We start from the raw sequence: 13,176 nt of genomic DNA on the forward strand, positions 1-13,176 counted from the left end.
CCTCACGGGCGGCGCGGCGCGCGCACGCCCCTGAACTCCCAGTCGCCGCCGAGCGCGGTCGAGCGCACCTCCTCCGACTCCGTCGGCTGCGCGCCCACGTCGGACCGGATCGGCACCGGCCCGGTCACGACGTGGTTGGTCAGCCGGCCCAGCCCTTCGGCCTCGACCTCGACCACGTCCCCCGGCCGGACGGGCCGCGAGCCCGCCGGGGTGCCCGACAGCAGCACGTCGCCGGGGAAGAGGGTGATCGTCCGGGCGATGTCGGCGACCAGGTAGTGCATGTCCCACGTCATCTCGTCGGTGTTGCCGTCCTGGACGACCTCGCCGTTGACGTACGTCCGCAGCCGCTTGCCGCGGAAGTCCCAGCCGGTCACCAGGCCGGGGCCGAGCGGGCAGAGCGTGTCGGAGCCCTTGACGCGCAGCATCGAGCCGGCGTCGGTGTCGCGGAAGTCGTGCAGCCCGAAGTCGTTGGCCACGGTGTAGCCCGCGATGTGCTCGGCGGCCTCGGAGGGGGCGATGTTGCGGCAGGTCCGGCCGATGACGATGGCGATCTCGCCCTCGTAGTTGAGCCACTTGCAGCCCTCGGGCCGCACGACCGCGCCCCGGTGGGAGTTGAGCGCGGAGGTGGGCTTGTGGAAGTAGGTCGGCGCGTCCGGCAGCCGGGTCCGGAACTCCTCGACCCGGCTGCGGTGGTTGAGGTGCACCGCGATGATCTTCGTGGGGACGACCGGCGGCAGGTGCGCGGCCTCCTCGGCCCTGATCCGGCGGCCGTCCCCGGCGACGAGGTCGTCCCCGTCGCGGACGGTCTCGGTGACGGCGCCGTCGAGCAGGACGCGGCGGTACTCAGGCATGGGCGTTCTCCTGTCGGGGTGCGGTCCAGCCGCCGGACGGGCGGTCGAACCAGAGCAGCGCCTGGCCGGTGCCGACCGAGTTCTCGTACTCGCCGTACTGGCGGGCGGGGGCGGTGCAGCGTTCCTCGCCGAGGGCGCCGGCCAGCATGGCGTAGTGGTGGAAGCGGGCCTCGGGCTTGTACGTCCAGAACTCCGGCATCGTGCGCAGGACCTCGTCGTGGCGGCCGTGCCTGAACCACTCGATGCGCTGGAGGTCGGCGGCGCGGGCCTCGGGGGTGAAGATGTGGCGCGGGTCGCTGGCCTCGTGGTCGCGCAGCTCGCGCAGCGGCCAGAACGTGTGCGACAGCGCGCCGGAGGCGATCACCAGCACCCGGCGGTCGGTGGCCGCGACGCCGTCGGCCAGCGCGCGGCCGAGCCGCAGGTGGTCCTCCATGTCGCCGGTCTGGCACACGCCGATGCTCACCCAGCGCTTGCCGGGCAGGCCCTCGCCGAGGTACTTCCACAGGTTGGTGGTGGCGTAGTAGATCGGCAGGTAGTCGTCGTCGATCGGGGTGATCCAGGTGCCGTGCCGGTCGGCGAAGGAGGCCACGTTGCGGGCCAGCTCGGGGTCGCCGGGGAAGTCGTACGGCATCCGGCACATGCCGCGCGGCAGCTCCTCGGAGGTGAACAGCCCGGCGCGGCGCGGCTGGGCGGTGACCACGAACTCGACCGTGGTGGCCCAGTGGGAGTCCAGCACCACGACGGTGTCGTAGTCGTCGCGCTCGAAGACGTCCCGGCGCAGCTCGCGCAGGCCGGTGACCAGGGTGATCTCCTTGCCCCCGTTCAGCTCCAGCCGGACCCGCTCGGGCAGCACGATGGTGGGGACGTGCGCGAGCAGGCCCGCCCCGACGATCTCACCCATGGTCGTTCCAGCCCTTCGGCGCGGTGACGGTGTTCTTCAGGTCGCAGTAGAAGTCGAAGCTCCAGGTGCCGCCCTCGCGGCCGACGCCGGACTCGCGGGAGCCGCCGAAGGGCGCGCGCAGGTCGCGCACGAAGAAGCAGTTGACCCAGACCGTGCCCGCGACCAGCCGCTCGGTGACCCGGCGGGCGCGCTCGCGGTCGCCGGTCGCGACGGTGGCGGCCAGGCCGAAGCGGGTGTCGTTCGCCAGCCGGACGGCCTCCTCCTCGGTGTCGAACGTCTGCAACGTGAGCACCGGGCCGAAGACCTCCTCCTGGACGATCTCGCTGTCCTGGGCCACGTCGGTGAGCAGGGTGGGCCGGTAGTACAGGCCGTCCCCGCGCTCGCCGCCGATGACGGCGCGGGCCCCGGCGGCCAGGGCCCGGCGGACGAATGCGTCGATCTTCTCGACCTGGCGCGGGTGGATGTTGGGGCCGATGTCGGTGGCCTCGTCGCGCGGGTCGCCCTGGACCAGGGCCGCGGCCCGCTCGGTGAAGCGCCGGGTGAACTCCTCGGCGATCGGCGACTCGACCAGCAGGCGGGTGGCGGCCAGGCACACCTGGCCGGCGTTGTCGTACTGCTCGACGGCCAGGTCGACGGCCAGGTCGAGGTCGGCGTCGGCGAAGACCAGCAGCGGCGACTTGCCGCCCAGCTCCAGGCTGAGCGGGGTGAGGTTGGCGGCGGCCGAGCGGGCGATGCGCCGCGCGGTCGGCACCGAGCCGGTGAAGCTGACGCGGCGCACGCCGTGGTGCTCGACCAGGGCCTGCCCGGCCTCGTCGCCGAACCCCTGGACGACGTTGAGCACGCCGTCCGGCAGCCCGGCCGCGGCGGCGACGTCGGCCAGCAGGGAGGCGGTGAGCGGCGACCACTCGGCGGGCTTGAGCACCACCGTGTTCCCGGCGGCGAGCGCGGGGGCGATCTTCCAGGTGGCCAGCATGAGGGGCGCGTTCCACGGCGTGATCAGCGCACAGGGGCCGGCCGGGTCCCAGGAGACGTGGTTGGCGTGGCCGCGGGTGTCGAAGTCGTCGTGGCCGAGGCCCTCCAGCCAGTCGGCGAAGAAGCGGAAGTTGTGCGCCACGCGGGGCATGACGCCGCGGCGGTGCGAGCGCAGCAGGGCGCCGTTGTCGCGGGTCTCGACGGCGGCCAGTTCCTCCAGCCGCTTCTCCACGCCGTCGGCGATCGCCCGCAGCACGGCGGCCCGTCCGGCGCGCGGGGTGGCGGCCCAGCCGGGGAAGGCGTCCTGGGCGGCGGTGACGGCGGCGTCCACCTCGGCGGGGCCGCCGCGGGCGATCTCCCCGAGCGCGGTGCCGTCGATGGGCGAGAGGTCGGTGAACGTGCGCTCGGAGGCGACGCGCCGGCCGCCGATCCAGTGGCGGGTGTCGACGGTGACCCCGGCGACGGTGATGTGTTCGGACATGTCAGGTGCTTCCCTTCTCACGGGGCTAGTGCGCGCCGGACGTGCCGGATTCCAGGAGTGTGCCGCCGTCCCACACCACGCCGACCTGGCGGAAGTAGGCGCCGATGGGCTCGCGGACCGCCAGCCGGGACAGCTCTTCGGTCGGGGCGTCGAACAGCTCCAGCTCGGCGTCGCCCGCCCATGCCTGGCCGGCCTCGAAGGCGGCGGCGCCGGACTCGACCAGCTCGTCGAGCGCCAGCCCGCCGCCCTTGCCGATGGCGGGCAGCCAGCGGTGGTGGGCCATCGGGTGGCCGTTGACGAACCCGTTGTGCGGTGACGGCTCGCGCAGGGTCACCACGGCCTGGGCCAGGCGGCGGTCGGCGGCGGCCAGCGTCGCGCCGAACCGGGCGCCCGCCTCGATCCGGGGCGCGGGCCCGTACGGGTGCGGCCTGGTCTGGTGGATCGACCCCAGCTTCTTCGGGTAGCCCTGGTGCAGCCCCCTGGCGACGGCGAAGTCCTTGTCCACCCAGATGTAGACGCACCTGGAGTACGTCCGCCCCCGGTAGGAGCAGCGGACGACCGCGAACGCCTCCTTGTACTGCGAGCGCACCGGGTCCAGCAGCTCCTCGCGGGAGCCGGCGCAGGACTGCCAGTCGGCCCAGATGAGCGCGACCGCGCCCGGGTCCTCCTCGGCGAGCTCCAGCGGTTCGGGCAGCAGCTCGCGCACCCGGCCGGGGTCGGTGCGGTACTCGATCGTGAGCAGGTCGCCGGAGTAGTGCCACGGCGGCTCCGGGACGAGGGACGAGCGGCCCGTGGCCGTCTTGGGGTGGAAGTAGCCGCGGACGCCGGCCAAGATGGTCCTCCTGGAAACTCGTTTGGTTCCAAATAAAATAGGAACATCTGGGCCGATCAGTCAACAGGTCTTGCGGCGGCCAATACGCGCCCGTTACGTTTGGCGTCAAACGACCCTAGGAGAGACCGGTGCAGCAGCACATCGACCGCCTGACCGAGCGGGGCGTCGACGTGGTCCGCGTGACCTACCCCGACCTGACCGGGACCGACCGCGCCCGCGACGTCCTGCTGGAGTCGCTGCCCGACGCCGTCGATCACGGTCTCGCCTTCTGCCGGGCGGTCTACCACTCCACCCCGCGCGGCGGCACCGCCGACATCAGCGGCGGCCTGGACGCGGGGCTGCCCGACATCGCCGTCATACCCGATCTGGCGACGCTCGCCCCGCTGCCGTGGGAGCCCGGCGTCGCCTGGTGCCACGGCGACGTCGTCGACCCCGCCACCGGCGCCCCGGCCCCCGAGTCGCCCCGCGACCTGCTGCGCGCCGTGCTGGCCCGGTGCGCCGAGCAGGGCCTGCGCCCGGTCGTCGGGCCCGAGCTGGAGTACTTCCTGTGCGACCCGGCCCCCGCGGGCGGCTGGCAGCGCTACGCCGAGGCCACCGGCAACGTCTACACCGCCGGCCGCCGCGGCGACCCCGACGGCCACCTCACCCGCACGCTGCGGCACCTGCGCGACCTCGGCCTCGGCGTGACGGCGGGCAACCACGAGTTCAGCAGCGGCCAGTTCGAGATCAACCTGCGGCACTCCGAGGCGCTCGACGCGGCCGACCGGGCCTTCTGGTTCAAGGTGGCGGTCAAGGAGCTGGCGCGGGTGGAGGGCAGGCTGGCGACGTTCATGGCCAAGCCGTTCAACGACGAGGGCGGGTCGGGGTTCCACCTGCACCTGTCGTGCCTGGGCGAGGACGGCGGCAACGCCTTCGACGACCCGGCCGCGCCATACGGGCTGTCGGCGACCGCGCGGCACGCGATCGCGGGCGTGCTGGCCCACGCCCCCGCGCTGGCGGCGCTGGCCAACCCGACGGTCAACTCCTACAAGCGGTTCGGCCCCGACACGCTGGCCCCCTGGCTCGTCGACTGGGGGCTCGACAACCGCAGCGCGATGCTCCGGATCCCGCCGGAGCGCGGCGCGGGCACCCGGTTCGAGCTGCGGCTCGGGGACGCCAGCGCCAACCCGTACCTGCTGGTCGCCGGGGCGGCGGCCGCCGCGCTGCTGGGCGTGCGGGCGGCCGAGGAGCCGCCCGCGCCGCTCGTCGGCTACGGCTACGACGCCTCCAAGGCCCCCGTGCTGCCGATGACCCTGCCCGACGCCCTGGACGCCCTGGAGGCCGACGGCGAGCTCACCGAGCTGCTCGGCAAGGACTTCACCGCCGCCTTCCTGGCCTACAAGCGCGACGAGGTCGCCCGCTTCCAGCGGCACGTCACCGACTGGGAGTTCGGCGAGTACGCCTACCACCTGTGACCCGTCATTCGATCGCGCGCTGCGCCAGGTCCTCGGCCAGCGCGATGATCTCCGGGTTGTAGGGCGCCTTCTCGCCGGGCACGTACCGCACCCGGTCCAGGCCACGCCGGTAGCGGAACACGCCGCGGCGCTCGTGCAGCTCCCAGTCCACCGGGCCGCCGTAGTCGAAGCCGACGCTGATGCCGGTGAAGGGGGCCATGCCCAGCAGCTGCGGGACCCCCTCGACCGCCAGCACGGGCCTCTCCTCCACCAGCACCTCGATGTCCCAGCGCATCGCCGGCAGCGCCGTGAAGCGGGCCGTGACGGTCACCGGCCCCTCCGCCGGGAGCGGGCCGCCCGCCCGCACCGGCACCCCGTAGGCGTTGTACGTCAGCCGCAGCTCGCCGTCCTCGACGTACAGGACGTAGCCGCCGCCCTGGTCGCCGTGGGCCACGATCACGCCCTCGTCGCCCGGCCGCCGTTCCAGCCACGCCTCGATCGTGAACGAGCGCATCGAGGTGAGCCTGCTCGACCGGAACCGTTCCAGCACCGGCGTGCCCGGGCGGATGGTGACCGGCTCCGACAGCGGCAGCTCGGTCGGCGGCCGGGTCTCCAGCATGTCGGGCGTGTCGGCCAGCGGGAAGACCGTGTTCAGCCAGGCCGCCGCCCGCCACTTCGCGGCCAGGTCGGCGACCCGTTCCGGCTGCTCGGCGGCCAGGTCGGCGGTCTCGGCCGGGTCGCGGGCGATGTCGTACAGCTCCCAGTCGTGGCCGAGCGACGGAGCGATGATCTTGTAGTCGTCCTCGAAGTAGCCGCGCTGTCCGCCGCACTCGACGTACTGCGAGCGGTGCAGGCTCGGCCGGTCGCGCTCGCGCAGGAAGTGGTCGAACGGCACGCCGTCCACGTCCTGGGGGCGGTCCAGGCCGGCCAGCGTGAGGAGGGTGGGGGCGACGTCGGTGACGTAGGCGTACTGGTCGCGCACGCCCGGGTCGCCGGCTCCCCTGGGCAGGCCGGCCGGCCACGACAGCACCAACGGCACATGGATGCCGCCCGCGTGGGCGTGGCCCTTGTAGAGGCGGAACGGGGTGTTGGAGACGTTCGCCCAGCCGCGCGGGTAGTGGCCGTGGACCTGGGGGCCGCCGACGAGGTCGAGGTCGCGTGGCACGTCGGGGCACCAGTCGTCGGGCAGACCAGCCAGGCGCACGAAGCGGCTGAAGTAGCTGCGCGTGCCCTCGGGACCGCCCTCGGCGGTCGCGCCGTTGTCGCTGGTGACGACGATGACGGTGTTGTCGTACTCGCCGATGCGCTTCAGGTGCTCGACCAGCCGGCCGAGGCTCTGGTCCACGGCGTCCACGGCGGCGGCGTAGACCTCCATGTGGCGGGCGTACAGCTCGGTGTTCTCCTCCCACGGCGGCAGGTCCGGGTCAGACGGCCTGGTGCCCTCGGGGAAGAGGCCGTCGCGGAGCTGGCGGGCGAAGCGCTCCTCGCGGGTCCGCGCCCAGCCCGCGTCGTAGCGGCCGCGGTACTTCGCGACGTCGGCCGGCTTGCCCTGCACCGGGCCGTGCACGGCCTGGTGGGCGAAGTAGAGGAAGAACGGCTTGTCCGCGTCGTTGGCGCGCAACCCGTCGATCATGCCGATGGCGCGGTCGGTGAGGGCGTCGGTCAGGTAGAAGTCGTCCGGGAAGCCCTCGTCGGGGACCGGGCCGTTGTCGCTGATCAGGCGGTGCGGGTGGAACAGGGACGTGAAGCCGTCCATGGAGCCGTAGTAGCGGTCGAAGCCGCGCTGGAGCGGCCAGGAGCTCTTGTCGGCCCCGTCGTGCAGCTTGGACTCGATCGTCAGGTGCCACTTGCCGACCATGAACGTCGCGTACCCGCCGGCCCGGAACGACTCGGCCAGCGTGGGCACCTCCGGCGCGATCTCCATCCGGTAGCCGGGATAGCCGGGGTCCACGTGGGCCACCATCGCGAACCCGGCCCGGTGCGGGTTGAGCCCGGTCATCAGGGCGGCCCTGGAGGGCGAGCAGAGCGGCGTGCTGTGGTAGTTGGTGAACCGGTAGCCCGACTCGGCCAGCGCCTGCACGTGCGGCGTGTCGATCTCCGACCCGAACGGCGACAGGTCGCTGAAGCCCAGGTCGTCCACCAGCACGACCACCACGTTGGGCGCGCCGCGACGGGCCCGCCGCTGCGGCGGCCACCAGGGCGTGGACTGCGAGGCCAGCTCGCGGACCGTGCCGCCGAAGCCCTCGTAACCCCTGCTCGGCGGGGTGCTCACGGGCCCTCCGGATCGACGGCGTCCTTGTCGGCCCACAGCGGCGCCACGCGGGCCCGCAGCTCCTCGGCGCCGACCCGCTCGACCAGCTCCACGGCCGCCAGGTTGTCGCGCAACTGCTCCAGGCCGGTCGCGCCGAACAGCGTGGTGGTGTTGGCCGGGTGGGTGAGGGTGAAGGCCACGCACACCTGCGCCGGGGTGGCGTCCAGCTCGGCGGCCAGGCGGGCCAGCTCGGCCGCCGAGGCCGCGATGCGCTCCCTGATGCCGCCGGGGTCGCGGCCGACCTGCCGGTCCACGCCCTTGCCCAGCAGCACGCCGCCCTCCAGCACGTCGGAGGACTGCAACGTGACGCCCTGGGCGAAGATCCGGGCGAACGGCGCCCCGTCGGGGATCGACCGGCGTGAGACGCTGTACTTGAGCTGCGCGATGGCCGGGCCCTCGACGCCCTCCCCGGCGGCGGCGTCGATGAGCGTCTGCACGTTCGTCGCCGACCAGTTGTTGACGCCCCAGCTCCGGATCAGCCCCTCCTTGGCCAGGCCGTCCAGGTCGAGGACGAGCCGGTGCAGGTCCACGCCGTCGTGCCGCAGGTCGCCCAGCACCACGAGGTCGGCGTGGTCGGCGCCGGCGCGGAACAGGGCGTTGTGGAGCTGGTCGCGCAGGCTGTGCTCGGGGTAGCCCTCCAGCCACAGCTTGGAGGAGAGCAGGTAGTCCTCGCGGCGCAGGCCGGCCGCGCGCACCAGGGCCGAGAAGATCACGTCGGTGAAGACGGGCGGCATGCCGGGGAAGCCGTACACGCCGACGTCGAAGAGGTCGATGCCGCGGTCCACGGCCTCGCGGATCATGGCGACCGCGTCGTGGAAGTCCATGCGGTCGTAGGTGTGCCAGGAGCCGAGCGCGAGCACGCCCGTCTCCGGTCCGTTGCGCCCGATGCGGCGGCGCGGGATGGTCTGCACGGTGGGGCTCCTAGGGCAGGCGGGGGTCGACGACGGCCTTGATCTGGCCGAGCCTGGACATCGACTCGACGCAGGCGGTGGCCCGGGCCAGGCCGACGGGCTCGCTGAACAGCTCGTCCCACGGCATGCGGCCGGCGAACGTCTGGAAGAACTCGATCGAACGGTGGTAGTCGGCGATGTCGCCGTTGAGCGAGCCGACCACGGTCAGCTCCTTGCCCATGACCGCGCCGAGCGGCACGGGCGCGAGCTCGAACCCGGTGGAGCCGACGATCACCACGGTCCCGCGCTGGGCGGCCACCGCGACGGCCTCCTCGGCCACGGTCGGCGCCCCGGCCAGGTCGAACACGTAGTCCGCGCCGCGCTCCCCGGCCAGCTCCCTGATCCGGGCGACGCGCTCGTCCTTGCCCAGGTCGGTCGAGACGGTCGCGTCGGCGCCGAAGCGCGTAGCGGCGGCCAGCCGGTCGTCCGGGCCGCCCACGGTGATGACCCGGCCCGCGCCGGCGATCCTGGCGACGGCCGTGGCGAAGATGCCGAGCGCGCCCGCGCCCTGCACCACCACGGTCGAGCCGGTCCTGATGCCGCCGGCCCGGTCCACGGCGCGCAGCACGGTCTTGGCCGCGCAGCCCGACATCGAGGCCCAGGTGTCCTTGACGTCGGCGGGCAGCAGCAGCTTGGCCGCGCCCGGGGTCACGTAGCAGTACTCGACCAGGCCGCCCGTGGCGTACGGGGGGCGGTCGGCGCGCTGGGTGAAGCCGTACCCGCGGTTGGCGCAGGCGACCGGCTGGCGCAGCACGGCGCAGCCGTAGCAGTGGCCGCAGGTGGACTCCGACCAGCCGATGCGGTCGCCCGCGCCGATCGGGCGGCCGAGGGCGTCCGTGGTGCCCGGCCCGGCCTCCACGACCTCGCCGACCATCTCGTGACCGAGGATCATCGGGAGCATCCCGGGGAACGTCATCTGCCCGGCCCACAGGTGCACGTCGGTGCCGCACAGGGTGGTGCACGTGATGCGGACCAGGGCGGCGCCGGGTTCGACGGCGTCGGGCAGCGGCACGTCCTGAAGGCTGAGGGGCTTGCCGTGCTCGGTGAGGACGGCGGCGGCGGTTCTCGTAGGCATGGTCACCTTCGTGGCTTTCGACCGTTAAGTGTGGTTAATCTACACTCGTTGACAAACAATTACAGCCCCTCAGGAGGAACCCGGTGTCAGCGGACGAGTACGCGGACCTCGTGGCGGTCGGCGGCAACGTGCTCACCTTCGACGCCCGCGACGGGCGGGCGAGCGCCCTGGCGGTGCGCGCCGGACGCCTGGTGGCGGTCGGGACGGACGAGGAGGCCCTGGCGCACGCCGGGCCGGGCACGCGGGTGCTCTCCCTGGCCGGACGCACGGTCCTGCCGGGCATCAACGACTCGCACCTGCACGCCGCCTGGCTGGGCGCGGTCTGGCCGGACACCCTGATCAGCGAGCACGGCCTGTCCGCCCACCAGGGCCTGCTGCTGGCCGACGAGGAGTCCAGGCGGGCGGCCATCCTGCGCGCCGGACGGATCTGCGCCTCGCTCGGCATCACCAGCTACACCGAGCCCGGCCTCGGCCCCGGCGAGGACGACGGCGAGACCGGCTGCTTCTCCCAGGCCGTCCTGGACACCTACGCGAGGCTGGCCGAGGAGGGCGAGCTGCGGGCGCGGGTGACCGCGTTGCGGCTGTTCGGCACCCTCGACGGCCCCAGCACCCTGGAGGACGTGGCCGCCGGCCTGGACGCGCCGCTCCCCCGGTCCGACCCCGCCTGGCTGAACGTGGCCGGGCTCAAGATCTTCGCCGACGGCATCCCACCCATGGGGTCGGCCTGGACCTGCCACCCCTACACCGCGGGCGGCCGCGGATCGCTGCTGGTGGCGGGGGCGGACGACGCCGGGCGCGAGCACAACCTCCGCACGATGATCCGGCTGGCGCACCGGGCGGGCCTCCAGGTCGGCGTGCACGCCACGGGCGACCGGTCCATCGACGCGTTCGTGGACACGGTGGCCGAGCTGGAACAGGGGGCCGCGGGACGGCACTACGTCATCCACGGCGACCTGGTGAACCCCGCCCAGATCGCCCGCATGGGCCTGCTCGGCATGGGCCTGACCACGCAGCCCGTGATCGCGGTCGCCACGGCGGACTGGGTGGCGGGCGCGCTCGGCCCTGAGGTCGCGGGCGCGGCCTGGCCGCTGCAGGAGCTGCTGGCGAGCGGGGTGACGTTCACCCTGAGCAGCGACGGGCCGGTGACCACGCCCGACTGGCGGGCGCAGGTGGCGGCGGCGTGCGCGCTGCTGGGCGAACGGGCCCCCCGTCCCCGGCTGATGGCCCGCCTGCTGCGCTGCTACACCACCGCGCCCGCCGTGCAGGACGGCGCGGAGGCGTGGAAGGGGTCGCTGGAGGCGGGCAAGGTCGCCGACTTCTGCGTCCTGGAACGCGACCCTCTGGAGGTCGCCCCGGCGGACCTGCCCGAGGTCGCGGTCGACGCCACCGTCACCGGAGGCCGGATCGTCCACCTCCGCGAGGGGGTCGCCCTGGACTGACCGCCGGGGCCGGGTGGCGGCCCGGTCCCGGCGGGGGCGGGGTCAGGCCAGGAGTTGGCCGCCGTCCACCTGGAGGCTGACGCCCGTGATGTGGCGGGCGCCGTCGGAGGCCAGGAAGAGCACGGCCGGCACGATGTCGGCCACCTGGGCGATCGAGCCCAGCGGGATCCGGGCCTCCCACGCCTTCCTGGCCGCGTCGTCCGTGGCGAACATGGCCGTCATCGGGGTGAGCACCGGCCCAGGGGCGACGCCGTTCACGCGGATGCCGTGCGGGGCCAGCTCGATGCCGGCCGAGCGGGTCAGGGCGTCGATGGCGGCCTTGGTGGCCTCGTAGTGGCCGAGGCCGGGCGTGGGCTGGCGGGCGCCGATGGAGGAGATGTTGACCATGCAGCCGCGTACGCCGCGCTCCACCATGTGCGCGCCGACGGCTCTGGTCATCAGGAACGTGCCGCGGAAGTTCACCCGGGCGCAGGCGTCGAAGACGTCCACGTCGAGCCCGATGAGGAGGCCGCCGCCCGCGGTGTGCCCGGCGTTGTTCACCAGCACGTCGATGGAGCCGTGCTCGGCGACGACGGCCGCGACGGCGGACTCGACGGAGGCGGCGTCCCCGACGTCCACCTGGACGTGGTGGGCGCCGATCTCCTCGGCGACGGCCCGCGCCCGCGCCTCGTCGAGGTCGGCGACGACGACCCGATCGCCCGCCGCGGCGAAGGCCTCGGCGACGCCGCGGCCGATGCCGCTCGCGCCGCCGGTGACGAGGACGGTCCTGGGAACGACAGGTTCGCTCATGTGGGGGTTCCTGTTCGGTGAGGGCCCTTCACAGACGGGGCTGCGGGGGCGTCCGGGGTTTATTATTATACAAGCGTAGACAAAAAAGACCTCGTCCGGCAGGGAGTGGATCGACGTGAGCGACACAGAGCGGGTTCCGGTACGACGCCTCGGACCGGGCGGTCCCACGACGTCCCTGTTCGGGCTGGGATCCTGGAACACCTGGGACCGCATGGAGTTCGGCGACGCGGTGGCCCTGATCAGGGCGGCACTCGACGCCGGCGTGACCCTCTTCGACGTCGCCCACTACAACATGGGCCCGCACGCCGAGCAGGCCCGTACGGACCTCATCTTCGGCCGGGCGGTGCGCGAGGCGGGCGCGAAGCGGGACGACTGGCAGCTCTGCGGCAAGCTGTGGCTGTGGGAGTACCCGCGCACGGGCTTCCGCGAGCAGCTCGACGTCAGCTTCGAGCGCGTCGGCGTCGAGAGCGCCGAGACCGTCGTGGTCGGCGACTACATGCAGCGGCCCGACATCCGGCAGATCGTGACGGACGTCGCCGAGCAGATCGCGGCCGGCCGGTTCGCGAGCTGGGGCGTCAACAACTGGATCGCCGAGGACGTCGACCTCGCGCTGCGCTTCGCCGCCGAGGAGGGCCTGACGCCGCCGAGCTTCGCCCAGCTCAAGTACAGCATCGCGCGGCGTTCGATGGCCGAGGGCGACTTCTACGGCCGGCACTTCACGTCCGGGGCGCTGGCGTTGCAGGCCAGCGACGTCTTCGAGGGCGGCATCCTGGTCGGCAGGAAGTTCCCCGAGCGGAAGATCGGCGCGGACCCGGGCGGCATCCGGGAGGCGATCAGGGAGGCCGCGGACGTGGTGGCGCGGGTGGCGGACGAGTTCGGCGCGACGCCGGGCCAGGTCGCGATCGTGTTCTGCCTGGAGCATCCGGCGGTGGCCAACGTGCTGTTCGGGGTGAGCAGGCCGGCCCAGCTGGAGGACAACCTGGGCGCGCTGCGACTCTGGCGCGAGCACGGGCCGCAGGTCCGCGCGGCCCTGGCCGACCTGTGGCTGGACCGCGAGGTCAGCCCGGACGGCGTCTGGACCCCCTGACGCGGACGCGGGGGCGCCCGGCGGTGATCGTCGGGCGTCCCCTCGCGCGCCCGCC

11 protein-coding genes are annotated in these 13,176 nt (G+C 73.5%); 3 read left to right on the forward strand and 8 right to left on the reverse strand.

The window, feature by feature from the left end; all coding sequences use genetic code 11:
- Nucleotides 1-2: 2 nt before the first annotated feature.
- Genes ACWCSU_RS38450 through ACWCSU_RS38465 form a run of 4 tightly spaced genes read right to left on the reverse strand, consistent with a single transcriptional unit; the run spans nucleotide 3 to nucleotide 4,037 of the window.
- Nucleotides 3-851: a fumarylacetoacetate hydrolase family protein gene (locus ACWCSU_RS38450; RefSeq protein ID WP_357693687.1), complete on the reverse strand. Its 849-nt coding sequence runs from the start codon at nucleotides 849-851 to the stop codon at nucleotides 3-5.
- On the reverse strand, nucleotides 844-1,752 hold the full coding sequence (locus ACWCSU_RS38455; protein ID WP_449941762.1) for a 3,4-dihydroxyphenylacetate 2,3-dioxygenase: 909 nt from the start codon (nucleotides 1,750-1,752) through the stop codon (nucleotides 844-846). The genes ACWCSU_RS38450 and ACWCSU_RS38455 overlap by 8 nt, the downstream gene beginning before the upstream one ends.
- Nucleotides 1,745-3,205, reverse strand: coding sequence for an aldehyde dehydrogenase (locus ACWCSU_RS38460; RefSeq protein ID WP_449941764.1), 1,461 nt, complete (start codon nucleotides 3,203-3,205; stop codon nucleotides 1,745-1,747). The genes ACWCSU_RS38455 and ACWCSU_RS38460 overlap by 8 nt, the downstream gene beginning before the upstream one ends.
- Before the next feature lie 25 nt (nucleotides 3,206-3,230).
- Complete coding sequence (locus ACWCSU_RS38465; RefSeq protein WP_357693693.1) at nucleotides 3,231-4,037, reverse strand: acetoacetate decarboxylase family protein; 807 nt, start codon at nucleotides 4,035-4,037, stop codon at nucleotides 3,231-3,233.
- A 128-nt stretch (nucleotides 4,038-4,165) separates the two neighbouring features.
- Between ACWCSU_RS38465 and ACWCSU_RS38470 the strand changes: the two genes are divergently transcribed.
- The gene (locus tag ACWCSU_RS38470) at nucleotides 4,166-5,491 is read left to right on the forward strand and encodes a glutamine synthetase family protein (protein ID WP_449941766.1); all 1,326 of its coding nucleotides are present in this window, start codon (nucleotides 4,166-4,168) and stop codon (nucleotides 5,489-5,491) included.
- A 4-nt stretch (nucleotides 5,492-5,495) separates the two neighbouring features.
- On the opposite strand, the gene ACWCSU_RS38475 is transcribed toward ACWCSU_RS38470, so the two are convergent.
- From ACWCSU_RS38475 to ACWCSU_RS38485, 3 genes are read right to left on the reverse strand one after another with little or no spacing between them, the layout of a single operon-like run.
- Nucleotides 5,496-7,742 carry an arylsulfatase gene (locus ACWCSU_RS38475; protein WP_449941767.1) on the reverse strand — a complete coding sequence of 749 codons (2,247 nt, stop codon included), beginning with the start codon at nucleotides 7,740-7,742 and terminating at the stop codon, nucleotides 5,496-5,498.
- Nucleotides 7,739-8,692, reverse strand: a complete 954-nt coding sequence (locus tag ACWCSU_RS38480; protein ID WP_357693699.1) for an aldo/keto reductase — start codon at nucleotides 8,690-8,692, stop codon at nucleotides 7,739-7,741. The genes ACWCSU_RS38475 and ACWCSU_RS38480 overlap by 4 nt, the downstream gene beginning before the upstream one ends.
- Nucleotides 8,693-8,702: 10 nt before the next feature.
- Complete coding sequence (locus ACWCSU_RS38485) at nucleotides 8,703-9,806, reverse strand: zinc-binding dehydrogenase (RefSeq protein WP_357693701.1); 1,104 nt, start codon at nucleotides 9,804-9,806, stop codon at nucleotides 8,703-8,705.
- Nucleotides 9,807-9,889: 83 nt separating this feature from the next.
- Between ACWCSU_RS38485 and ACWCSU_RS38490 the strand changes: the two genes are divergently transcribed.
- Nucleotides 9,890-11,245: an amidohydrolase gene (locus ACWCSU_RS38490; protein ID WP_449941770.1), complete on the forward strand. Its 1,356-nt coding sequence runs from the start codon at nucleotides 9,890-9,892 to the stop codon at nucleotides 11,243-11,245.
- A 42-nt stretch (nucleotides 11,246-11,287) separates the two neighbouring features.
- Here ACWCSU_RS38490 and ACWCSU_RS38495 read toward each other — a convergent pair whose 3' ends face one another.
- Nucleotides 11,288-12,034: an SDR family NAD(P)-dependent oxidoreductase gene (locus tag ACWCSU_RS38495; protein ID WP_449941772.1), complete on the reverse strand. Its 747-nt coding sequence runs from the start codon at nucleotides 12,032-12,034 to the stop codon at nucleotides 11,288-11,290.
- Between the two features lie 115 nt (nucleotides 12,035-12,149).
- Between ACWCSU_RS38495 and ACWCSU_RS38500 the strand changes: the two genes are divergently transcribed.
- On the forward strand, nucleotides 12,150-13,121 hold the full coding sequence (locus ACWCSU_RS38500; protein ID WP_449941774.1) for an aldo/keto reductase: 972 nt from the start codon (nucleotides 12,150-12,152) through the stop codon (nucleotides 13,119-13,121).
- Nucleotides 13,122-13,176 lie beyond the last annotated feature (55 nt).

Source organism: Nonomuraea sp. NPDC001699 (genome assembly GCF_053596455.1).

Excerpts from the sequence above, each read along its gene's own strand:
- ACWCSU_RS38485 (WP_357693701.1), bottom strand. The coding sequence starts at position 9,806 with ATGCCTACGAGAACCGCCGCCGCCGTCCTCACCGAGCACGGCAAGCCC.
- ACWCSU_RS38455 (WP_449941762.1), bottom strand. The coding sequence starts at position 1,752 with ATGGGTGAGATCGTCGGGGCGGGCCTGCTCGCGCACGTCCCCACCATC.
- ACWCSU_RS38495 (WP_449941772.1), bottom strand. The coding sequence starts at position 12,034 with ATGAGCGAACCTGTCGTTCCCAGGACCGTCCTCGTCACCGGCGGCGCG.
- ACWCSU_RS38460 (WP_449941764.1), bottom strand. The coding sequence starts at position 3,205 with ATGTCCGAACACATCACCGTCGCCGGGGTCACCGTCGACACCCGCCAC.
- ACWCSU_RS38450 (WP_357693687.1), bottom strand. The coding sequence starts at position 851 with ATGCCTGAGTACCGCCGCGTCCTGCTCGACGGCGCCGTCACCGAGACC.